This is a genomic window from Rhodococcus sp. H-CA8f (assembly GCF_002501585.1).
In the GTDB taxonomy this organism is placed as follows: Bacteria; Actinomycetota; Actinomycetes; order Mycobacteriales; family Mycobacteriaceae; genus Rhodococcus_F; species Rhodococcus_F erythropolis.
This window is the reverse complement of sequence record NZ_CP023720.1, coordinates 6174602-6196004: the sequence shown is the minus strand read 5'-3', so window position 1 is coordinate 6196004 and position 21403 is coordinate 6174602. Positions and strand designations below refer to the sequence as shown.

Below are 21403 nucleotides of genomic sequence, written 5' to 3'. Positions count from 1 at the left end.
TCAGCGCCATCTCATGGTCATCACAAGGCCCACAACCATGAAGCCGAAGCCGACGAGGAAGTTATAGTTTCCCAAGTCGTTCATCCACGTGATCGAATCCGCGGCCAAGTAGTACACAATCAACCACGCCAGGCCGAGAAGCATGAATCCGAGCATCACGGAGACGTACAGTGTGCTCGACGGACCCATCTTCACCTTCACCGGAGTGCGGTTTGCTGGGTTGACTGTGTAGTCGTTCTTCTTACGGACCTTCGACTTGGGCATGGCGTCCTCGCTCTACGGTGTGACCTGCATGTGTTACCTACACGCTAACGTAGCTGTGTCCAGTTGGTCACCGGCCGACCTGCACAATCCGGGAGGAGCCACGTGTCTTCGGGTGAATCTTCACGAACTGTCTGGCACATCGGTGTACTTGCCGTCTGCCTGGTAGCCGGTCTGATGGTTGCCACGGCGCAGAGATCCGCCGAGGAAAACCAGCTTCAGGTCACCGAAAGCACCAGGCTCTCCGATCTGGTCCGCAGCGCCCAGGCCAATGCCGAAAAAGTTTCGGCCGACCGGGACGAACTTGCCGCTCAGCTCGATTCGTTGCAGGAAGACGCCGCTCGGTCCGACGCCGGCGTGGCCGCCGCTCTCGGTGACATCAAGAACATCTCCGCCGACGCGGGACTGACGGAGATGACCGGCCCCGGCGTCGTGGTCACCATGACGGACGCCCCGCGCAACGCCGAAGGCAAGTATCCGGTCGACGCCACCCCGGACGACCTCGTCGTGCATCAGCAGGACGTCCAGAGCGTGCTGAACGCACTGTGGGCCGGCGGGGCCGAAGCGGTGGGCATGCAGGACCAACGGATCATCAGTACGTCGGCGCCGCGGTGCATCGGAAACACCCTCCTTCTTCACGGCCGTACCTACAGCCCGCCGTACGTGATGAGCGCGATCGGCGATGTTGCGCGCCTCGAGGCGGCACTCGCTGCCGAACCGGGCATTCGGATCTACAAGCAGTACGCGACCCGCTTCGGCCTCGGGTACACGCAGGCGACGCCGTCGCAGATCACGGTCCCCGCCTATACCGGCGGATAGCACGGGCGTTTACCCTGCTCTCATGAGGATTCTCGTCGTCGACAACTACGACAGCTTTGTGTTCAACCTGGTGCAGTACCTCGGCCAGCTCGGAACCGAAGCCGTGGTCTGGCGCAACGACGATCCACAACTGACGGCAGACCTCGAGGGTGCAGTAGCGCAGTTCGACGGCATTCTCCTGAGCCCTGGCCCCGGAACTCCGCAGCGCGCGGGAGCGACGATGGATCTGGTGAAGGTCTGCGCCGACACCAAGACCCCGCTGCTCGGCGTCTGCCTCGGACATCAGGCGATCGGTGCGGCTTTCGGCGGAACCGTCGACCGCGCGCCCGAACTGCTTCACGGCAAGACGAGCTTGGTTCATCATAAGGACGTCGGCGTCCTGGCCGGGCTGCCCGATCCGTTCACCGCTACCCGCTACCACTCGCTGACGGTTCTCGAGGACACCATTCCCGAGGAACTCGAGGTGACCGCACACACGGAGAGCGGCGTCGTGATGGCGATGCGTCACCGCGAACTGCCGATTCACGGCGTCCAGTTCCACCCCGAGTCCGTTCTCACCCAGGGTGGGCACCGGATGCTCGCGAACTGGCTCGCAGTCTGCGGTGAGGCGCCCCCGGAAGGGCTCGTCGCAGCCCTCGAGGCCGAGGTCGCGTCGGCGCTCGGTGGCGCATTGCCCGCAATTCTCTGACACCTGTCCACAAAAAAGTGCCTCCCGGAAATCTCCGGGAGGCACTTTTTCACTTTGCTAGCGGCCGGGGATTCCGAGCGCTCCGACGCTGACGGTGATGACTGCGTCCTTGGAGATCTCCGAGCCCGGAGGCTGCGTCTGCGAGACGATCTTGCCCACCATTTCCGGGGTGAGCGTCGTGCTCTGGTTCTGCACCAGCTGCGATGCAGTTCCCGCCCAGCCGGCTGCGCGAAGCGTGGTCAACGCCTCGGACACCGTCTTGTTGGTCAGATCAGGCATCGCGACCTGGTTGCCGTTGGACACTCGCAGCGTCACGGTCGAACCCTTGGTGGCCGACGTGCCGCCGGTCGGGTCGGTCGAAACGACCTGTCCCTTCGGCAGTCCCGAATCGATCTCCGTGATCTGGACGACGAACCCGGCACCTTCGATGTTGGGCCTCGCCACCTCTTCACGCTGACCGGTCACATCCGGGACCCGAACCTGCTCCGGACCGGTGCCGACAGTGATCGAGACCGCGGAATCGAGAACAACCGACACTCCGACGGCCGGATCCTGATTGACGATCTTGTCGACCTCGGCAATGGTCGACGCGGCCTTGCCGATTGTCGGATCGAGTCGGAGTCCGACGGAGTTGAGCTTCTTCTCGGCGTCGTCCTGGCTCAGCCCGGTCAGGCGTGGGATCGCGACCTGCTCGGGGCCGGTGGACACGTCGATGGTGACGGTGCTGCCCTTCTCGATGCGCACCCCGGCAACCGGACGCGTCGTGATGACGTTTCCCGCGGCGATCACCTTGTCCGTCTTCTGCTGACGCTCCACCTGGAATCCGGCGTTGGTCAGCGTCGCCTCGGCGACATCAGCGGGCTGGTTGGTGAGGTCACCCGGAACGGTCACCATCTCGACCTTCGGCGAGTTCACCCGAATGAGGAAGAACGTCACCAGTCCGATCACCAGAAGCGCCGCGATGCCCATCAGGGCGTAGCGTCCGCCCTTCTTCTTGGCAGGCGGCTCGGCAGCGCGAGTTGTCCGTGCAGGAACCGGCTCGACCGGATCAGGAGCAGTGCGGTAGTTCCCGGTGTCGGAGCCGACGGCGCCGAGGATGGTGGTGCGGTCCTCGTCGTTCATCACCATCGGCGCACTCGGACGCTGACCGCCCAGAACGCGTACCAAGTCGCTGCGCATGTCGCCGGCGCTCTGGTAGCGGTTGGCCGGGTTCTTGCTCATCGCCTTGAGAATGATCGAATCCAGCTCGCGCGGAATGTCGGGATTGATCTCCGACGGCGTCTGCGGATCCTCACGAACATGCTGGTACGCCACGGCGACCGGTGAATCACCCTTGAACGGCGGCTCGCCCGTCAGAATCTCGAACAGCACACAACCGAGTGAGTAGACGTCCGAACGTGCGTCCACCTGCTCACCTCGCGCCTGCTCCGGCGAGAGGTACTGAGCGGTGCCGATCACGGCGGCCGTCTGCGTCATCGGGCTCGACGCGTCGGAAATGGCACGGGCGATACCGAAGTCCATCACCTTCACGGCGCCGGCACGGTTGATCATGATGTTGGCGGGCTTGACGTCGCGGTGCACGATGCCGTTGCGGTGGCTGAAGTCCAAAGCGGCGCACACGTCCGCGATCACTTCCATCGCCTTGCGCGGAGTCATCGGCCCGGTGCTGCGCACGATGTCACGCAACGTGTCGCCGTCGACGTACTCCATGACGATGTACGGCAGCGGCCCGGCGTCGGTCTCGGCTTCACCGGTGTCGTAGACGGCCACGATCGCCGGATGGTTCAGCGCGGCAGCGTTCTGCGCCTCACGACGGAACCGCAAGTAGAACGTGGGATCGCGCGCGAGGTCTGCACGCAGCACCTTGATCGCGACGTCGCGGCTGAGTCGGAGGTCGCGCGCCAGGTGAACCTCGGACATTCCGCCGAAGCCGAGAATCTCACCCAGCTCGTAGCGGGAGGAGAGATTGCGGGGTGTCGTCATTGGTCTTGTCCTAGCGGTTCTTCAGCGTCTCCGGGATCCGCCAACGGCTCAGTGGTCGTTGTGGTCGTCGTTGTCGTCGTGGTGGTGGTTGTGGTCGTCGGAGTTGTTGTTGTCGTGGTCGGAGTTGTCGTGGTGGTTGTCGGCTCGGTCGTGGTTGTCGTCGGCCGAGTCGTCGTTGTTGTCGGCTCGGTGGTCGTCGTCGTCGGCCGAGTCGTCGTTGTGGTGGGCTTGGTCGTCGTGGTGGTCGGCAACGTCGTGGACGTGACGACGGGCGGCGTCGGGTCGCTCGGACCGTCGGTCGCGATCCAGACTCCGCCGATGATCAACGCCAACAAGATCAACCCGCCGCCGGCCCATGCCACGGCCTTCTGCCCACTGGTCATTCCGCCGGCTGCCGCGTCGTCCGCAACAGCTGCGCCCGTCACCGGGCCCGCGTACGTCGGCGGCATGACCTGCGTGGCACCCGTAGCCGGCAACGCGCTCGCGGCACCGGTGGCGAGCAGACCGGGCGGCGGTGGACGCCTCCCTGCCCGAACGGCTGCAACGGCGTCGGCGAACTCACCGCCACTGGCGTAACGGCCGGCCGGGTCCTTGGTCAACGTGATGTCGATGAGCTCGCGGATGTTCGGCGGCAGGTCGGCCGGCATCGGCGCCGGGGTTTCCTGCACGTGCTTCATCGCGACGGTGAGCGCGCCGTCACCGGTGAACGGGCGTCGACCCGAAAGTGCTTCGTATCCGACGATTCCCAGCGAGTACACGTCACTCGCCGCGGTCGCGTCCTGACCGAGAGCCTGCTCGGGCGCGATGTACTGGGCGGTGCCCATCACCATTCCCGTACGCGTGACGGGCGAGTTCTCGACGGCCTTGGCGATGCCGAAGTCCGTGATCTTCACCTGGCCCGTCGGCGTGATGAGGATGTTGCCCGGCTTCACGTCGCGGTGCACGACACCGGCGTCGTGTGCGACCTGCAGGGCGCGGCCGGTCTGCTCGAGCATGTCGAGGGCATGCGGAACCGCCAGGCGGCCGACGCGTGCCAGGACGGCGTTGAGCGGCTCACCGTTGACGAGTTCCATCACCAGGTACGCCGTGGAATCGCCCGAGCTGTCACGGGTCTCGCCGTAGTCGTAGATTCCGGCGATACCGGGATGGTTGAGCTGCGCGGTGGTGCGGGCCTCGAAGCGGAAGCGCTCCAAGAACTCCGGATCGGAAGAGAACTCGGACTTGAGTACCTTGACGGCGACGCGACGGTTGAGCCGGGAGTCGGTGGCTTCCCACACCTGACCCATCCCACCGGTGGCGATGAGACGGATCAATCGGTAACGATCGGCGATCAAAGCGCCGTTGTTCAACGCCACGGTTCAGCCCCCTTGGATTCCGGCTGCGATGACTGCACGACCGATCGGCGCAGCAACCGAGCCACCGGTAGCGGCAAGTCCGCGGTCACCACCGTTCTCGACGATGACGGCCACGGCGACCGTCGGATTCTGCGCCGGTGCAAAAGCGATGTACCAGGCGTGCGGCGGAGTTTCCCGCGGGTTCACGCCGTGCTCGGCGGTACCGGTCTTGGACGCGATCTGAACCCCGGGGATCTTGCCGTCGCCGCCGGTGAAGTTCTCCGAGCCGATCATCAGATCAGTCAGCGTTGCGGCCACTGCCGGCGAGATCGCCTGACCCATCGACACCGGTGACGGCGTACTGAGATCGGTCAGATCCGGTGCTTGCAACTGGGAGATCAGGTTGGGCTGCATCCGCACACCACCGTTGGCGACGGTCGCGGCGATCACTGCGTTCTCGAGCGGGGTCACCGCGACGTCGCGCTGGCCGATGCTGGTCTGGCCGAGAGCCGCGTCGTCGGAGATGTCGCCGACGGTGCTGTCCGCAACCGGCAGCGGGATCGCGGGAGTGTTGGGCCCGATGCCGAAAGCGCTGGCCTCGTCCTTGATGGCGTCGGCGCCGTCCTTGATGCCCAGTTCGACGAAAGCCGTGTTGCACGAGCGCGCAAACGCGTCACGCAACGACGCCGTCGGGTTGGGGCCGCAGGTGCTGCCGTTGTAGTTCTCGAGGGTCGTGCTGGTGCCGGGCAGCGTGATCTGCGGAGCCGCGGTCAGCTGGTCGTCCGGCGTCGCACCGTTGCCAAGAGCTGCGGCCGTGGTGAGCACCTTGAACGTCGAGCCGGGTGGGTAGGTCTGCGAGATCGCGCGGTTGACCAGCGGATCGTTGGGATCGGCGTTGAGCTCGTCCCACGCCTTCGTGGTTTCGGCGCCGTCGTGGCTGGCAAGCAGGTTCGGGTCGTAGCTCGGAGTGCTGACCATCGTGAGGATGCGTCCGGTGCTCGGCTCGATGGCGACGACGGAACCGGTGTAACCCTTACTGGTCAGCTGGTCGTACGCCACCTGCTGCATGGCCGGATTGAGCGTCGTGACGACGTTGCCGCCGCGCGGATCGCGTCCGGACACCAAGTCGAAGAAGCGCTGACTGAACAGCCGGTTGTCCGAGCCGTTGAGAATCGGATCCTCGGTGCGCTCGAGGCCGGCGCTGCCGTACTGCATCGAGTAGAAGCCCGTGACCGGTGCGTACGGGTACGGATTCGGATACTCGCGCAGGTACTTGTACCGGTCGTCTGTGGCGCGGGAGGCGGCAAGCACCTGACCGGAAGCCGAGATCTGACCTCGCTGGCGTGAGTACTCGTCGAGCAGCACCCGCGAGTTGCGCGGGTCGGCTCGCAGGTCGTCAGCCTTGATGACCTGTACGTACGTGGCGTTGGCGAGGAGCGCGACGACCATCACCATGACGGCCATCGCGACGCGGCGCAGTGGAGTGTTCATACGCGCGGCATCATCTCGGTATTGGCGTCAGCGATTGGGGGCGGACCTTTCTTCTTCGTCACTACCGGCGCACGAGCCGCGTCCGAGATCCGGACGAGGATGGCCAGCAGTAGGTAGTTCGCGAGCAGCGACGAGCCGCCGTACGACATGAACGGTGTTGTCAGACCCGTCAGCGGGATCAGCTTGGTGACGCCGCCGACGACAACGAAGATCTGGATCGCGATGGTGAACGACAGACCGGCGGCGAGCAGTTTGCCGAAGCTGTCGCGCACTGCCAACGCCGTACGCAGGCCGCGCACGATGAGAAGCAGGAACAGCATCAGCACAGCGGCCAGGCCGATCAGGCCGAGCTCTTCGCCGATGGTCGCGATGATGAAGTCCGTCTTCGCGAACGGCACCTGGTTGGGTCGGCCACTGCCCAGACCTGTTCCGGCGATACCACCGGTGGCCAGGCCGAACAGCGATTGCGAGATCTGATACCCGGTGTTGGCGTAGTCGCCGAGCGGGTCCAGCCAGGTGTCGACGCGCACGCGTACGTGGCCGAACATCTTGTAGGCGAAGAAGAATCCGATGGCGAGCAGTCCGCCGCCGATCACCAGCCAGCCCACACGTTCGGTCGCGATGTAGAGCATCACCAGCACGGTGCTGAAAAGCAGCAGCGACGTACCGAGGTCGGTTTCGAAGACGAGCACGCCCACCGAGACGATCCAGGCGAGCAGGATCGGGCCGAGGTCACGGGCACGCGGAAAGTCCATGCCCAGGAAGTGTTTACCGGCCGAGGTGAACAGGTCGCGCTTGGCGACGAGCACTGACGCGAAGAAGATGATGAGCAGGATCTTCGCGAACTCACCTGGCTGAATGCTGAATCCGGGCAGGCGAATCCAGATTTTTGCGCCGTTCACGCTCGAGAACTTCGCCGGCAGGATCGCAGGAATCGCCAGGAACACCAGGCCCGCGAGGCCGAGCGTGTAGCTGAACCGCGCCATCAGGCGGTAGTCCTTCAAGAACACGAGCAGCAACACGAAACCGGTGATCGCCAGTGCAGTCCACATGACCTGCTGGTTCGCATCCGGTGACGGTGCCTCGACGCCGTTGTAGAGCGCTGTCTGTTCGTCGGCGAGGTCGAGTCGGTGGATGAGCACCAACCCCAGGCCGTTGAGCAGGGCGACGATCGGCAGCAGCAGCGGATCGGCGTACGGCGCATACCGTCGAATTGCCAAGTGCGCGATCAGGAACAAGCCCGTGTACGCGAGCGCGTACTTGGCGAGGTCCAGCGTGATCTTCTGTTCCTGGCTCGCCTCGACGAGCAGAAGCGAGACCGTCGTGATGATGACGGCAAAGCCCAGGAGCAGCAGCTCCACGTTTCGGCGGGTCGACTGGACCGGCGCCGGGGCAAAACCTCCGGGCGGACTCGGAAAAGCCGTCCCCGCAGCTGCGTTGGACGACATCAGTTGACCGTCCTGCAAGTCTGACCGGGAATGTCGGTCGGCGTAGGCGTAGTCGTGGGTGCTGCCGTAGTCGGCGTGGCCGGCTCAGCGGGCGGCGCAGGAGCCGGCGTGGTCTCCGGTGCCGGCGGGGGAGTGGGCGCGGCCGTCGTCGTCGGAACCGGCTCGCAACGAGGCAGCAGATCGCCGCCGATGAGACGGATCATCTGGCTCTGCGCATCTTCACGCTTGCCGGACGGCAGCCCGGCGCGCACCTGCTCCTGCGCAGACGGCTGCAGATCGGTGACCTCGAGGATGTTGCAGTTGCTGGGAATCGCGTCGGGGGAGACGAGGGTCAGGACGTCGTCGTCGCCGACGCAACCCACCAGATCCGCGTCCTGCAGCGAGTAGCCGAGCACCGAACCGGGGATTCCGCGCAACACCGTCACGCGGCCGTTGTCTTCGCCGACGTAGTAGTTGTTGCGGATGACGGCGCGGCCGATCACTGCGCCGACGCCGACCAGCGCGATCAGCACCACGGCGAGGACCACCCACCACAACCGGTTCCGCTTCTTCTTCGGTTCCGGTTCGGGCTGGGAGACAACTCGCTTGGGCGTCGCGCGCGGCGGACGCATGGCAGCGGCGCGGCCGGCAGCGGTGTTGGGGGGAGGGGCGTCCTCTTCCTCTTCCGTCGACGCGGCACCCGCAACGATGGGATGCGACTGGCCGTAGTCGAGGTCGATGACATCGGCGACGACGACGGTGACGTTGTCAGGACCGCCGCTGCGCAGCGCCAATTCGATGAGACGGTCGGCGCACTGCTCCTGCGAACCCTCGCGCATCGTGTTCTCGATGGTCTCGTCGCTGACCACGTCGGAGAGGCCGTCGGAGCAGAGCAGGTAGCGATCCCCGGCGCGAGCTTCGCGCACGGTGAGCGTCGGCTCGATCTCGTTGCCGGTCAACGCCCGCATGATCAGGGATCGCTGCGGGTGAGTGTGTGCCTGTTCGGCGGTGATCCTGCCCTCGTCGACCAGCGACTGAACGAACGTGTCGTCGCGGGTGATCTGCGTCAGGTGATCGTCACGCAGCAGGTAGGCGCGCGAGTCGCCGATGTGCACGAGTCCGAGCTTGCTGCCGGAGAAGAGGATCGCGGTGAGCGTGGTGCCCATGCCGTCGAGTTCGGGCTCTTCCTCGACGTGATCGGCGATGGAATCGTTGCCCTCGCGGGTGGCTGCCTCGAGCTTGCCGAGCAGATCCTCGCCGGGCTCGTCGTCGTCGAGATGCGCCAGGGCGGCAATCATCAACTGCGACGCGACCTCACCGGCCGCGTGTCCGCCCATGCCGTCGGCCAAAGCCAACAGGCGTGCACCGGCGTACACGGAATCTTCGTTGTTGGAGCGCACGAGACCGCGGTCGCTGCGCGCCGCGTAGCGGAGAACAAGGGTCACGGGCGTAGCTCGATTACCGTCTTGCCGACGCGAACCGGAGTGCCCAGCGGCACGCGCACCGCAGTGGTGACCTTGGCGCGGTCCAGATAGGTGCCGTTGGTCGAACCGAGATCCTCGACGTACCAATCAGCGCCGCGCTGAGAGAGCCGCGCATGGCGCGTCGACGCGTAATCGTCGGTGAGAACGAGCGTCGAATCGTCGGCGCGACCGATCATGACGGGCTGAGAACCCAGGGTGATGCGGGTACCGGCGAGGGCGCCCTGCGTGACCACCAGGTACCGAGGCACCTTCGCCTTGCCCAGCGAGGGCAGGACCTTTCCGGCGCGGGTGTACCGCGGCGGAACCCTGACCCCGGAGCCGGCATAGATGTCGGAGCGGAGAGTGCGGAGGACTGCCCAGACGAACAGCCACAGTAGGAGCAGGAAGCCCGCCCGTGTGAGTTGCAGAATCAGGCCCTGCACGGCTGTCCACCTCCTTCTATGGCTCGAGCCCCGCCGCAGCGGGGTTCGAGCATTGTCGACTGGCAGCATCATAGGGGGCTCTGGGCCCCGAAGATCACGATACTGACAGCCGCGTGACGGCGGCGCGCCGACGGACCGCCGAATGTTCGATTGTTATCGGAAAAATCCTGGCGTCCGTTTCTCAGCTCAGAGAATGCGAACCAGAATCTCCGAGTGACCTGCACGAATGATGTCGCCGTCTGCCAGCTGCCAGTCCTGGACCGGTGCTCCGTTGACGGTGGTGCCGTTCGTGGATCCCAAATCGGACAGCATCGCGGTGCGGCCGTCCCAACGGATGTCGATGTGGCGACGTGAGACGCCGGTGTCCGGGAGGCGGAACTGAGCTTCCTGGCCGCGGCCGATGACATTGCTGCCGTCGCGAAGCTGGAAGTGGCGTCCGCTGCCGTCCTCGAGCTGCAGGGTTGCCGTCAGGCTCTGGGCCGTCGGTGCGTAACCGCCCTGCGGCTGGGCGTAGCCCTGCTGCGGGTAGGCCTGCGTCTGCTCGAAGTTGCCGCCCTGCTCGTAGCCACCCTGCTCGTACGGCTGCTGTGTGTACGCCTGCTGGTCGTAGCCGCCCTGCTGGTAGCTCTGCTGGTCGTAGCCCGGCTGATCGTAGGACTGGCCGTTGTACGGCTGCTGGTAACCCTGCTGGTCGTAGCCGCCCTGCTGGTAGCCCTGTTGGTCGTACCCACCCTGGTACGCCTGCTGGCCGTAGCCCTGCTGGTCGTACGGCTGCTGCTGGTAACCCTGCTGGTCGTAGCCGCCGCCCTGCTGGTCATAGCCCTGCTGGTCGTAACCGGCCTGCTCGTACGGCTGCTGCTGGTTGGGGTACGCCTGCTGGTCGTAGCCACCCTGCTGCTGGTTGTAGCCCTGCTGGTCGTCGCCCGTGCGGTAACCGTCGCCGCGGTCGTAACCGTTCTGGTACGGCGCTTCCTGGCCCTGCGGAGCGGCGTAACCGCCGTCGTCGTGGGAGTACCCGTTCCGTGCCGGCTGCTGCGGTTCGGGCTGGCGACCCGCCGGTTCGCGGCTTGGTTCGTAGCCTGAGTTCTGCGTCATGGGGCCGGCTCCTGGTTGTGACGGGACTGGATTGGAAACAGGGGGAACAATCGGTGCGGGTCGCTGAGGCGGCCGTTGTGGAGGCCGCGACGAAACCTGCGGAACATGCGACGGCGGTGATGCCTGCTCAGCGTCACCATCCGGGTCGACGGTTCCGCGGGTGCGGAACTGACCGGTGTGGAGCGTAGGCGAAGGCTCGAAAGTGACCGAGATGTCGCCGTACGTCTGCCAACCCTGATCGCGGATGAAATCCTGCAGGTGTCGGCTGAAAGCTTTGGTAGTCAGTTCGCGATCGGCTGCCAACTCTTCGTGATCGGAGTTGTTGATGGTGATCACGTAGTTGTTGGGGGCGAGAAGGATTCCGCCGCCGAGGTGCTCGACGCGGTCACGTGCCTCCTGCTGGAGCGCCGCCTCTACTTCCTGCGGCACAACACCACCACCGAAGACCCGCGCGAATGCGTCGCCGACAGCTCCTTGGAGCTTTCGTTCGAATCGCTGCACGATGCCCATCGGGCCCTCCTCTCGCCTCGCATCTACGACGGCAAAATGCTCGGCAAGTAGCGCCGGCACCGCCTTGTCGCGTGTCGTCCAAACTGCTGTACAGGTTCCACGGTACTGTCAAATGTCGCTTCGGCAGTACCTGGCCGCTGTTTCAGCATGGTATCGGTTCTGGGCTTTTGGGTGCTCGGTGTTCACCGATTCGTGCCCTGAGCTGCACGAATAGAACTTTCAAAGTTTGTCGTGATAATGTTTCGGCGTTGCTCGGGCGAGTGGCGGAATGGCAGACGCGCTGGCTTCAGGTGCCAGTGTCCTTCGGGACGTGGGGGTTCAAGTCCCCCTTCGCCCACCACAAGACGAGGCTACAAACTCTAGCGAGTTTGTAGCCTCGTTTTTTGTTGTCGGCTATCTGGCCACAGCCTGGATGAAGCTCAGAACGAAGTCCAATGCGGTGCCCGCAAACGGGTCGCCGACTGGTTGAGGGGTCGCGTCGGGCGCAGTGATCTGAGGGTTCATCATCCCTGGCGGCAGTGTGCCGGGTGGGAGATTGATGATGGCGTTGATGTCGTAGATGGTGTTGTCGGGACCGTTGGTCACCGAGAAAGAGATACTGCCGAAGTCGGCGACCGGACCATCGGCTGATGCAGTACCGACTGCACTGCCGAAGGTGATCGCGGCAGCGAGCGCGCCGACACCGAGGGCCGCGGTGGTCCGGGACAAACGAGTGGGCGTTTCGAGTCCATTCACAGATGTGCTCCCTTTCGTGGTGACAGCATCCGTGCGCGGGATGCCAAGCAGCCAGGAGATTGCAACCACTATCGAGAAAGATAACGGACAATCACCCCATGGCGGGGTGGTTCGGCACGAAGTGCTTCGTCGTTCTTAGCAGCCAGAGACTCTTCCCCTGAGCACCGGAAACAGCGAAATACTGAGGGAGACTTCATGCCTGACCGCATTGCACCCAGCGACCTCTATCTGCAACTACACGGCCAGCTCGGAGTAATCAACGATCTGCTTCACCGAGTCGCCGCCAGCGCCGCCGACTACAAGCTGTACGACCCTGAAACTCTCGAAGCGGACACCCTCGGCGACGCCACCACAGGGCCCGAGACTTGCGAAGCCGTACTCCGCCAGCTCGACCTCGTTGACACCGCGCTCAAGGCAACCGACGCCGCCTACAGGCGCGTCCTTGACGAAGCCAGCCGCCTCTACTTGAAAGACTGACTGCCAGGACATCATTGGAGGATCTGCGATTGACCGACACGCGAGTACACCTCACAGAGCCCCTACTTGGGCTTCCCATCTACTTGACCTTCGCGGAGATCAGGCATCTACCAGACCTCACCGAGATATTCCGACAGGCCACCGAAGAAGTTGCGCAGGGTGCAGATCCCGAGACCATCGCCACGCGCATCAAAAGGAAGGCCAGATTCGCCAACTCCCTCTTCGACCAGGCGATGAACTATCGACACATCACTCAGTCGGGAGACTCGTCCAGCTTGATTTCCGCAAGTCAGCCCGGATGGATCAACATCACCGTTCATCCCCACAACGCGGGGGAACTGAGAGTGATCGACAACTTCTTGAGCGCCCACGACGAGCTCTACGACGCGAATGCCCTGGACACAGAGACCAATCGTCGCATTCTTCTGGTGTCTTCAATAATGGATGAGACCTTCGAATGCAGGCGCACGACTAAGAGAGTCCTCGTTGTCCCTCTACATCGGATCGGTTCATTGGAAGATCTGCACGACTGGTGAATGAACACACGCGGTGCCGAAATTGTCTGCCCCGCCAAGTAACCTTCACGATGCGACGAGAAGCGGGTCGCCACACCTGCCAGACCGACGATCACTCGACGGTCCCGATCTGTAGGGAACCCCTCGGATCGGCAGCTTTGTGGCGACCCGCTTCTAGTTCGACACCACCAGGGATGTTGCTTCGCTGGCACGTATCTGGATGCTCCACCCGGACAGCCGAAAGAAGGCGAAAGAAACCGGATGGTCAGCTACTATCCACTCTCGTAGACGCTCTCGAAGAGCGCTCAGCTCGACCGCATCAGAAAGACCACACATGAGTCGTACGACCACCCTCGCCGCTGCCACTGTCCTGGCGGCAGCCCTGTCCCTCGCCGCGTGCGGCAACGACGTTGACGCCAAGCCTGAAACTCACACCAACTCGTCGTCCTCCCAGGAGCAGCAGGTAGATACCCCGGCCCAGCCGGTCTCCAAGTCCGAATCTGTCGTGCAGAGATTCACCACGGCTCTCGATAACCTCGGCATCAAGTACGCCGAGCCCGAACGTGCAGAGGTTGGACTGTCAGGGGCTCAGATGCGGTTCGATATGCCAGTGAACGGCTACGACGCCGGAATCAACATCTTCCCGAACAAGGAGACGCTCGCGACGTGGCAGGAGGCCAGTGATGCCTTCGGCGGGATTCACATCGCCCTGCCCGATGCGGATGCCGTGCTGACATTGAACAGTTCCGAGGGTATCGCTGACTCAGCGAAGATCGCCCCGAGGATCGCTGAGGCCGTCGGCGGCACCGCACACGGGGTTTAGATGCGCAACGGGCGACTTCCCGGCGCTATCTGCGGAGTCGCCGGCGAGTGCAGTCAACTATTGAAACTGGCAGTCTTGTTTGATGATCGGCAACCGATCGGCTTCGCCGACCAGCCTAGCTAGTAGTCGATGATATCGAGGGCGTCGAGGTCGCTGGTCAGCTTCCAGTAGACGTCGGAGTCGTAGAAGCCCTTTGCATCGCTGTTTCCTTGCCCTGGGTCGATCTTGTCCATGTCGGGGACGTCGTAGGAGATCTCGTAGCGTTCAAGCGCATCGCTCCGCTGGAGATGGACGATCATGTCCGCTGTTTCGATGTCGTACTTGTCGTTCCCGTAATTCTTGGCGATGTACTCGAAGGAATACGTAAAGGTGTAGCTGTCGTCCTGCTTCCGCGACTGGGGGTCGTCGTCATCCTCGTCTGGCTCGCCCGCGAACACGTCGTTATCGCCATCATCCGATGTGAAGTGTCCATGTGGGTCCAGCACATCGGCGTCAGACTCTTCGCCACAAACGGGGCAAGATTGACTAGCCATGTTTCTCCTTAGCATTGGGTGTCGTGTTCTGGCGGCTACTTTAGGTTCCCACCGGAGTTGGCTCATTCAGTTAGTACGTTAGGCGGGCCCGCCGCCACACCGTGCGACTATGCCGCAGAGAGAAGTCTGAACCCCAACGCTCCGGCGGCCCGGTCACATTCAGCTGGAGTATCGCCAGCTTCTCGTCCGTGGAGAGCCCGGAGCGATCGAGGACTGTCTGCGGGATTGCCGGAAACGTTCGTCTGACCAACCGGCTGACGAATCTGAGACAGTCTCCATCGCGAGCAATCGCCATCGAAGTTCATACATAAAGGCGGGTGTCCGTTATGTTTCATTCTCGTGGTTGCTTCCCGCAGCCGCTACGCACCCTGCGGATTCTGCTCGAAAGGCCACACCACCACCATGGCACTACTCGATTACCACCGCCGACCACACCGAGGCAGACAACTCCGAGGATGGGGCGCTCTCTTGACCGCCGGAGCGCTAGCTCTCGCGGTCGCGACCACTGCTGCCGCCGCTCCGGTCGGTGTGCCGGTCGGAGCTCCCGGCACCCTCGCAGCTTGGGGAAGCGACAGCAACGGTCAAGTTTCGTACACGCCGCGTGATTCCGACATCACCGCCGTCGCCGTCGGCAATTCCCATTCGGTGGCGCTGAAAGCCGACGGCACCCTCACCTCCTGGGGACACAACGACTCCGGGGCGGTCTGGAACACCCCCACAGGGGGTGGCTACACCGCAATCGCCGCCGGCACCGGCCATTCGGTGGCGCTGAAAGCGGACAGTACCCTCACCTCTTGGGGAAACGACGAATACAAGCAGGTGACGAGCACGCCCACAGGGGGTGGCTACACCGCCATCGCCGCCGGCAGCAGAAATTCGGTGGCGCTGAAAGCCGACGGCTCCCTTACCGCCTGGGGGAACGACGACTACAAGCAGGTCACGAATACTCCCGCCGGGGGCGGCTACACCGCCATCGCCGTCGGCTATGGCCATTCGGTGGCGCTGAAAGCAGACGGCACTCTTACCTCCTGGGGAGTCGACAACTTCAAGCAGGTCACAGACACCCCCACCGGGGCCGGCTACACCGCCATCGCAGCTGGCTACGGCCATTCGTTGGCGCTGAAAGCCGACGGCACCCTCACCTCCTGGGGAGTCGACGAATACAAGGAGGTCACGAACACCCCCGCCGGGGGCGGCTACACCGCCATCGCCGCGGGCAACTTTCATTCGGTGGCGCTCAAAGCCGACGGCACCCTCACCTCCTGGGGAAACAACGAAGGCAAGCAGGTCACGAACACTCCCACCGGGGGCGGCTACACCGCCATCGCAGCCGGCTACGGCCATTCGGTGGCGCTGAAAAAAGCGACTGCCCCCACATTCGCCGACGTCGGACCCGTCACCCTCAACTGTGTCACCGGAACCGCGCTGACCCGCCCCTTCGCCGCCACCGGAACGCCCGCCCCTGACGTCACCGTCGTCGACCCGGCGAAGCTTCCGCCTGGAACGACGTTCGCGAACGATCTCATCACCGGTGTTCCGACTCTCTCCGGAACACCCACCGCCGCAGGACGTTACACGTTTATACTCACCGCCAACAACGGTGTCGGTGCCCCCGTCAGCCTCACAGTGAAGGTCACCGTCGAAGGACCTGCGACCGGATCCCTCGGACCGATCTTCGGCAGCTGATTTTCCGGCCCGTGAACACATTCTGACGACGTTGTCCTCCAACCCATTTCGTGGGGGTGGAGGACAACGTCGATTCGGGGACCTGTCTCACTGAACAATGCCGAGGCCGCCAAATGTGACGGCGGGGCGCGCCCATCTCACCTCCGAAAACTACTGCAGTCCAAGCAGCTTGACAATGCTCTACCGCTACCTGTGAAATTTCTGCCGTGCACCTTTTCTGGATAGTTGCCCTCGTATTCGGCGGTCTCGTTGTTGGTTTCTTGATTTTCGCCTTCGGCTACGAGAAGTGGGCGACGTCCAAGATGATTCGTGAGCGCCGTGCCAGGAACGAAAGACTGCTTGCCCACCAGAAAGCGGAACGGGAAATCGCGCGTTTTCGTCCGGGTACGACTCAGGGGTTTACGGCGACTACATTCCGGTTGATCCTGAGACTGGTACATTCCGGTTGATCCTGAGACTGGCGAGCCGATACGAGTGACGCGACCCGACCGAATCAAGCTCACGACCGACCAGTTCAAGCGGGAGCATCGTCGGCGCGGTGATCTCACGGAGTAACCGCCGACATGTTTTGTTCAGGGAAGGCCTATTCCGTTCTTTCGGGAAGACTTCGAGATCGAGTTCTTCCCCGCGTACCACGCGCTAGCGGTCAGGCGTGGATTCGACGGATGGAATCGGGCTCACGACCCTGGACACCTCTGTGCCCTGGTAGACCCATGTCGCGTTTGTGGGGTGAGGTCAGCCGTCCGAACGGTCGCTGCAGGTGTTCACTTCAGGTGCCTGTACAGAGTGGTTCGGCCGACGCCGATGATTTCGGCGATGTCGGTCAGCTGCATGCCGTTCTCCCGCATCCGTTGTGCCTGTGCGAGTTTCGTCGATGTCATCTTCGGTGGCCGGCCGCCGGTACGGCCACGGACTCTAGCAGCGGCGAGACCGACTTGAGTTCGTTCCCGGATGAGGTTGCGTTCGAATTCTGCGAGGGCGCCGAAGATGGAGAAGATCAGTTTGCCGCCGGAGGTGGTGGTGTCGATCGCTTCGGTCAACGATTTGAAGCCGAAGCCGCGGTTAGCGAGATCTTCCACGGTTTGCAGGAGGTGGGGGAGTGAGCGGCCGAGTCGGTCGAGGCGCCAGATGGCCAGGGTGTCTCCGTCGCGAAGATGTGACAGGAGATCCGTCAGTTGCGGTCGGATGGTTGTCGCACCGGCCGCGGTTTCGGTCCAGACCTTGAAACAGCCGGCAGCGCTGAGAGCGTCGCTCTGCGGATCAACGCTCTGATCGGTAGTCGAGACCCTCGCGTAGCCCAGAAGTGCACCCATGAGGCAGCAGTGTTCCAGAACTCACCGACAAGCCAAATAATGAACCATTAGTTTCGGACACGAGTTTCGGAACATATCCTTTTCTTGGTCATCCAAAATCGTCCTGTGTGTTTCAAAAACGAGCGTTTATGAAACGTCGTTCGGGGATGGCGAAAATCGGGACGGATCGACTGCCAGACCGCCATGGGCGCGCTCTGGTCGCTGGCACGTCCCGTGGCGCGCCAGACGGAAGTAGGGAGTCCTAGATTTAGGCAGGGTTCTTCCCCGTGGAATCACACCGAAATTTTCGAGACATTGCGGTCAGGTCACCGTACGTCTGGCAGAGGGCCGCCCCCGTTTAGGTTAATGTGTCAACCGCAGTAGGTGCAGTCCTGCTCAATTTTTTCAATGCTTGCCAAGTTGATATCAGATTCCGATTTTAACGTCGAAACCGAATTCTTTTAGTGGGTTCAGGAAATATTCCGGAGATACGACGCCTCTAGTGAGAGCAAAGATAACCATCCTGCCATCTGTGAGAGTCGCTGTAGCCACATGGCCATAATTGGTGGCCTGTAAGTCTTCTTTCAAGAGGAAGTTAGAATCATATGTTCCTATTGAAATAATGGGTGCACGACCGTTTCGAGTGGGTGCGCGACAACTCATAGGGCGAGTAATCGAATTTTTTAGAACATTGCTACTTGCCCCATATGTGCCTGGAGCACACACGGCCTCAAGCCAATCGTCCATCGAGGAGTCTGCTTCTGTTTCAGGGGTGGACGGTGCGACCCGCGTCTCCTTTGCATCCCCATCCTGGGAGCCAATTGTGAACCCAATGACAAGTAGGAGAGTAGCTACGAGAAAAACTCCGATTGTGATTGCAATCCACTTCCAGGGAAACGGCGGTGCAGAAGATTCCCGATTGCCTTCTGTAGGGCTAGGATCGGTTTGGCCGGCTGGTGGAATCGTCAAGTAGTGCTCCAAGATTGTCGTTGGAGGCATTCTCGCACACGTACTCGAAGTTATTCAACTACTATCAAAAAAGATGAATCTCTGTAACGGAATAGAGTGGCGGAGCGATTAATTAGCTCTCCTGATCTAGAGTGCGTGAGTCGATCCGTCGTTGATCGAGGAGGCAAAATATGTAGAAGTACATAGATCGTGTCAATCCACTCTAATTCCGGTGAACCATCAAAGTTGCCGTCATCGATACTTCCGAACCGCGAATAAGGCTCCTGATTAGCATCTTCTCTCGCTGAGGCACAACGAGTGGGGCATACCGCGATTATCGCCGGCGAAAGAGGAGAAAAATTTGGGCGAGATCGAGTCCATCTTCGGCGGTGAAGTGATCATTGCCGATGTCGATCGTCCACCGTTGCGCGGGTGCCCAATCTCGTGCGTGTGCCCAATCTCGCGCCAGACATCTATTGTCGATAGCTGTGTCGTCGAAGTCCTCTACCAGCACACGACCTGCGCCCCTGGTATCGCCGGTCTTTCATCCGACAGTCGAGATCAAATTGACCCGGGAACCGGGTCAAAATCAAATGAGCGATTTGAACGTCAGAACCGGTCATAGGTCTGATCGTCGCCCCAGTAATTCGGAGGTTCCATATACGGTCGTTTATGAAACACGCGGTGAAGAGTTCGAAAATGTCGGGCGTACGGCTGCAGAGACTCACATGGACGCGATTTTGATTGACGCGAGCGGTCGGGCGATTCTGAGAATGGTGAGTCGCCTGACATGGTCGCGTCACGACAACAATGGCATCGGTAGGTGCAGTGCCAGAATCGGACATGAATCTGGTTCTGGCTGTTGCTCCTGTTAGCGGACTATTTACGGAAATTCGTACTTATCGCGGTATTCTGAATCTTCCCGCGACATAGATCGCACGGTGAACCGGTCAACTCCGGAAATGAATCAATGCACTTTAAAAACAGGAAGAGCCGATTTAATTCCGAGCCTGTTCGATTCGTCGTCGTCCAACGGTCCGGTATGGCGATCGTCATACCACTCGATTTTTGGTTGGGTAGATCGCTAACTCAGGACAGTGGGTATAATTCGTTTGGCGCGATCAGAAGTTAATTAGAACTCAATGCCGAATGCTCCACCGACCTCAGTGTCGAGGATGACACGACGAACACAGTCGTGATACCACTCGGCGTTCGAAATCGAGTCCGGCACATCGTTCGAATTTAGGGTGGCAATATACTGCGTTCCTGCGGCCTCGCTCGAAGTACGCGCAAGATTTATTGCCCCTGCAATCTGACGTGGGTCTACTCCATCGAAGACGACGGAGTCGTGGATCAGGAAGTGGGGGTGCCGGTTTTTACGGCTTTGTTCCATAAGTGTCAGATCAAAAACAAAAAGCTTCATTTTCGTGATTCCAGTGCTTGATGAGCTTGCGACCTTGATTGTAAATTTATACCCAAGCTTATCAACCTCAACCGTAATCGAACCCGACTTGCCGTAAAGGTAGCTAATCATTTCACTGAATCGGGTATTGACCATATCGAGAAAATCTCTATCTCGGTTGAGATCTTCACGAGCGTCTCTTCGGCAAGTGGCTTGGCTTACCTTGAGTGCGTCTTCAGCTGCGAAGACTCTTCGGATGAGCTTGAGGGCGCCATCGAGGTTTTGTAACTGGCTTGTGGTCTCCATGACTCGCCGCTGTAGTTCAAGGAGATCGTCCAGTCCACCGCCGCTCGACAGTTGCCGTAAGAGATTTTGTCGTTCATCCTGCAATGCATCTATCTCGGGTCGGCGATCATTGATTTGCCGTTCGAGTCGTTCAATCTCAGCCTGGATGAAGCGACTTCGGTTGCGCAAAAGGCCACTATGGAATAGCTCTACCTGCTCAAAACGACGCAATGCATCGGGAGAGAATATCAATCCGAGCTCTCGATAGACATCACCAACGAGATCGTCAGCACTCTCCTCAGGCTCATGCATCGACTCGTTGTAGAGCATCAGAAGCCGCTCAGCAGAAATCTGATCATCCATCTTTGAAGTGATTTCAGCTGCAACCTGATTTGCTTGTTCCAGCACACCTTGCGGGTCCTCAAGAACATTAAATTCTTCTGCTTGCCGAGTTACTGCAGCAAGTTCCCGCTCAGTTTCCGTTCGCCTGAGAATTAACTCTGATTCGTCCTCCATGAGGCCGGGAACCAGCTGTACGTTTTGTGCGTAGGTTAGAGCTTTGAAAGCGTTTTCATCCTGCTCCATTCGCGACAATTTCTGAGTGTATTGCCAGTCGAGCCCTAGGAGGAAGGCGACATGTTCTCTACTGCTCCAGGCAGGCTGCGCAGCGAATGTCTTCGTTGGGTCCTTCGGTGCGTCGAGTCGGATCACATATGACAGAAGAGTCCGGGGGGAAATGCTTTGAGCGTTGGTTTCGACCTCCTGATCAAGGCCGAAAAGACCCAAACCCAGTAAGAATTTCCAATCGCTGAGAGAGATAGTTCCGTCTTCGCGCAGATAATCCTCTAGTACGACATCAGCTCGACCTCCAGACGTCGTAATACTGACTCGAGTCTCGCCCTTGACCCCCCGAGTTGCCCACACGCGAGACTCGAATAGGTCTAGCTCCAGCGTGAACGCCCACCCTGAATCCGCAAGAGGCTTAAATTCGATTGGCTTAGAAGAACCCAGACAGTAATTGATAGCACGGATAACGCTCGTTTTCCCTCGCGCGTTGCGACTGTGCTGCTCGGATGCTCCCGGCGCCCTATCTGCCACGATTAGGTTGAGTCCGCTGACGAACTTGATCGGTTGGAATTCTTTTTTGTTCGAGCTAATTCGATGTAGCATCTCGTTCCCTCTTTATTATCTTA

18 protein-coding genes and 1 tRNA gene are annotated in these 21403 nt (G+C 61.3%); 7 read left to right on the top strand and 12 right to left on the bottom strand.

Annotation, left to right across the window (positions count from 1 at the left end; all coding sequences use genetic code 11):
• Nucleotides 1-264, bottom strand: coding sequence for a cell division protein CrgA (crgA, locus tag CPI83_RS28775; RefSeq protein WP_019746229.1), 264 nt, complete (start codon nucleotides 262-264; stop codon nucleotides 1-3).
• A 174-nt stretch (nucleotides 265-438) separates the two neighbouring features.
• Here crgA and CPI83_RS28770 point away from each other — a divergent pair, with 174 nt between their 5' ends.
• The gene (locus tag CPI83_RS28770; protein ID WP_223258023.1) at nucleotides 439-1080 is read left to right on the top strand and encodes a DUF881 domain-containing protein; all 642 of its coding nucleotides are present in this window, start codon (nucleotides 439-441) and stop codon (nucleotides 1078-1080) included.
• A gap of 22 nt (nucleotides 1081-1102) precedes the next feature.
• Nucleotides 1103-1768, top strand: coding sequence for an aminodeoxychorismate/anthranilate synthase component II (locus tag CPI83_RS28765; RefSeq protein ID WP_003942537.1), 666 nt, complete (start codon nucleotides 1103-1105; stop codon nucleotides 1766-1768).
• A 57-nt stretch (nucleotides 1769-1825) separates the two neighbouring features.
• On the opposite strand, the gene pknB is transcribed toward CPI83_RS28765, so the two are convergent.
• The 7 genes from pknB to CPI83_RS28730 form a co-directional block, all read right to left on the bottom strand.
• Nucleotides 1826-3751 carry a Stk1 family PASTA domain-containing Ser/Thr kinase gene (pknB, locus tag CPI83_RS28760; RefSeq protein ID WP_019746231.1) on the bottom strand — a complete coding sequence of 642 codons (1926 nt, stop codon included), beginning with the start codon at nucleotides 3749-3751 and terminating at the stop codon, nucleotides 1826-1828.
• Complete coding sequence (locus CPI83_RS28755; protein ID WP_019746232.1) at nucleotides 3748-5106, bottom strand: protein kinase; 1359 nt, start codon at nucleotides 5104-5106, stop codon at nucleotides 3748-3750. The genes pknB and CPI83_RS28755 overlap by 4 nt, the downstream gene beginning before the upstream one ends.
• A gap of 3 nt (nucleotides 5107-5109) precedes the next feature.
• A complete protein-coding gene (locus CPI83_RS28750; protein WP_007735774.1) occupies nucleotides 5110-6576 on the bottom strand; it encodes a penicillin-binding protein 2 in 1467 nt (488 codons plus the stop codon).
• Entirely contained in the window at nucleotides 6573-8024 is a 1452-nt protein-coding gene (locus CPI83_RS28745; RefSeq protein ID WP_003943414.1) for an FtsW/RodA/SpoVE family cell cycle protein, read from the bottom strand. The genes CPI83_RS28750 and CPI83_RS28745 overlap by 4 nt, the downstream gene beginning before the upstream one ends.
• Nucleotides 8024-9448, bottom strand: coding sequence for a PP2C family serine/threonine-protein phosphatase (locus tag CPI83_RS28740; protein ID WP_003943416.1), 1425 nt, complete (start codon nucleotides 9446-9448; stop codon nucleotides 8024-8026). Before CPI83_RS28740 ends, CPI83_RS28745 begins: the two co-directional genes overlap by 1 nt.
• Nucleotides 9445-9909, bottom strand: coding sequence for an FHA domain-containing protein (locus tag CPI83_RS28735; RefSeq protein WP_003943418.1), 465 nt, complete (start codon nucleotides 9907-9909; stop codon nucleotides 9445-9447). The genes CPI83_RS28740 and CPI83_RS28735 overlap by 4 nt, the downstream gene beginning before the upstream one ends.
• Before the next feature lie 186 nt (nucleotides 9910-10095).
• A complete protein-coding gene (locus tag CPI83_RS28730) occupies nucleotides 10096-11514 on the bottom strand; it encodes a DUF3662 and FHA domain-containing protein (RefSeq protein ID WP_050656362.1) in 1419 nt (472 codons plus the stop codon).
• A gap of 254 nt (nucleotides 11515-11768) precedes the next feature.
• Between CPI83_RS28730 and CPI83_RS28725 the strand changes: the two genes are divergently transcribed.
• A tRNA-Leu gene (locus CPI83_RS28725) sits at nucleotides 11769-11854 on the top strand.
• Between the two features lie 53 nt (nucleotides 11855-11907).
• Here CPI83_RS28725 and CPI83_RS28720 read toward each other — a convergent pair.
• The gene (locus tag CPI83_RS28720) at nucleotides 11908-12249 is read right to left on the bottom strand and encodes a hypothetical protein (RefSeq protein ID WP_097388271.1); all 342 of its coding nucleotides are present in this window, start codon (nucleotides 12247-12249) and stop codon (nucleotides 11908-11910) included.
• Nucleotides 12250-12444: 195 nt separating this feature from the next.
• On the opposite strand from CPI83_RS28720, the gene CPI83_RS28715 reads away from it, so the two are divergent.
• The 3 genes from CPI83_RS28715 to CPI83_RS28705 all read left to right on the top strand — a co-directional run bounded on the left by CPI83_RS28715 (nucleotide 12445) and on the right by CPI83_RS28705 (nucleotide 14064).
• Nucleotides 12445-12726 (top strand): hypothetical protein, encoded by a 282-nt coding sequence (locus tag CPI83_RS28715; RefSeq protein ID WP_058227410.1) that lies wholly within the window; start codon nucleotides 12445-12447, stop codon nucleotides 12724-12726.
• Between the two features lie 29 nt (nucleotides 12727-12755).
• Nucleotides 12756-13262 carry a hypothetical protein gene (locus CPI83_RS28710; protein WP_157920633.1) on the top strand — a complete coding sequence of 169 codons (507 nt, stop codon included), beginning with the start codon at nucleotides 12756-12758 and terminating at the stop codon, nucleotides 13260-13262.
• Between the two features lie 313 nt (nucleotides 13263-13575).
• On the top strand, nucleotides 13576-14064 hold the full coding sequence (locus CPI83_RS28705) for a hypothetical protein (protein ID WP_058227408.1): 489 nt from the start codon (nucleotides 13576-13578) through the stop codon (nucleotides 14062-14064).
• Between the two features lie 119 nt (nucleotides 14065-14183).
• On the opposite strand, the gene CPI83_RS28700 is transcribed toward CPI83_RS28705, so the two are convergent.
• Complete coding sequence (locus CPI83_RS28700; RefSeq protein WP_141695781.1) at nucleotides 14184-14597, bottom strand: hypothetical protein; 414 nt, start codon at nucleotides 14595-14597, stop codon at nucleotides 14184-14186.
• Between the two features lie 339 nt (nucleotides 14598-14936).
• On the opposite strand from CPI83_RS28700, the gene CPI83_RS28695 reads away from it, so the two are divergent.
• Complete coding sequence (locus tag CPI83_RS28695) at nucleotides 14937-16283, top strand: hypothetical protein (RefSeq protein WP_141695780.1); 1347 nt, start codon at nucleotides 14937-14939, stop codon at nucleotides 16281-16283.
• A gap of 764 nt (nucleotides 16284-17047) precedes the next feature.
• On the opposite strand, the gene CPI83_RS28685 is transcribed toward CPI83_RS28695, so the two are convergent.
• Nucleotides 17048-17596, bottom strand: a complete 549-nt coding sequence (locus CPI83_RS28685) for a recombinase family protein (protein WP_058227404.1) — start codon at nucleotides 17594-17596, stop codon at nucleotides 17048-17050.
• 2059 nt (nucleotides 17597-19655) lie between these two features.
• Nucleotides 19656-21380, bottom strand: a complete 1725-nt coding sequence (locus CPI83_RS28675; protein WP_097388093.1) for a DUF2326 domain-containing protein — start codon at nucleotides 21378-21380, stop codon at nucleotides 19656-19658.
• Nucleotides 21381-21403 lie beyond the last annotated feature (23 nt).

Bases quoted from the DNA above. Each gene is read 5' to 3' on its own strand.
- crgA (WP_019746229.1), bottom strand. From the start codon at position 264: ATGCCCAAGTCGAAGGTCCGTAAGAAGAACGACTACACAGTCAACCCA.
- CPI83_RS28770 (WP_223258023.1), top strand. From the start codon at position 439: ATGGTTGCCACGGCGCAGAGATCCGCCGAGGAAAACCAGCTTCAGGTC.
- CPI83_RS28765 (WP_003942537.1), top strand. From the start codon at position 1,103: ATGAGGATTCTCGTCGTCGACAACTACGACAGCTTTGTGTTCAACCTG.
- pknB (WP_019746231.1), bottom strand. From the start codon at position 3,751: ATGACGACACCCCGCAATCTCTCCTCCCGCTACGAGCTGGGTGAGATT.
- CPI83_RS28750 (WP_007735774.1), bottom strand. From the start codon at position 6,576: ATGAACACTCCACTGCGCCGCGTCGCGATGGCCGTCATGGTGATGGTC.
- CPI83_RS28745 (WP_003943414.1), bottom strand. From the start codon at position 8,024: ATGTCGTCCAACGCAGCTGCGGGGACGGCTTTTCCGAGTCCGCCCGGA.
- CPI83_RS28730 (WP_050656362.1), bottom strand. From the start codon at position 11,514: ATGGGCATCGTGCAGCGATTCGAACGAAAGCTCCAAGGAGCTGTCGGC.
- CPI83_RS28715 (WP_058227410.1), top strand. From the start codon at position 12,445: ATGCCTGACCGCATTGCACCCAGCGACCTCTATCTGCAACTACACGGC.
- CPI83_RS28705 (WP_058227408.1), top strand. From the start codon at position 13,576: ATGAGTCGTACGACCACCCTCGCCGCTGCCACTGTCCTGGCGGCAGCC.
- CPI83_RS28700 (WP_141695781.1), bottom strand. From the start codon at position 14,597: ATGGCTAGTCAATCTTGCCCCGTTTGTGGCGAAGAGTCTGACGCCGAT.
- CPI83_RS28685 (WP_058227404.1), bottom strand. From the start codon at position 17,596: ATGGGTGCACTTCTGGGCTACGCGAGGGTCTCGACTACCGATCAGAGC.
- CPI83_RS28675 (WP_097388093.1), bottom strand. From the start codon at position 21,380: ATGCTACATCGAATTAGCTCGAACAAAAAAGAATTCCAACCGATCAAG.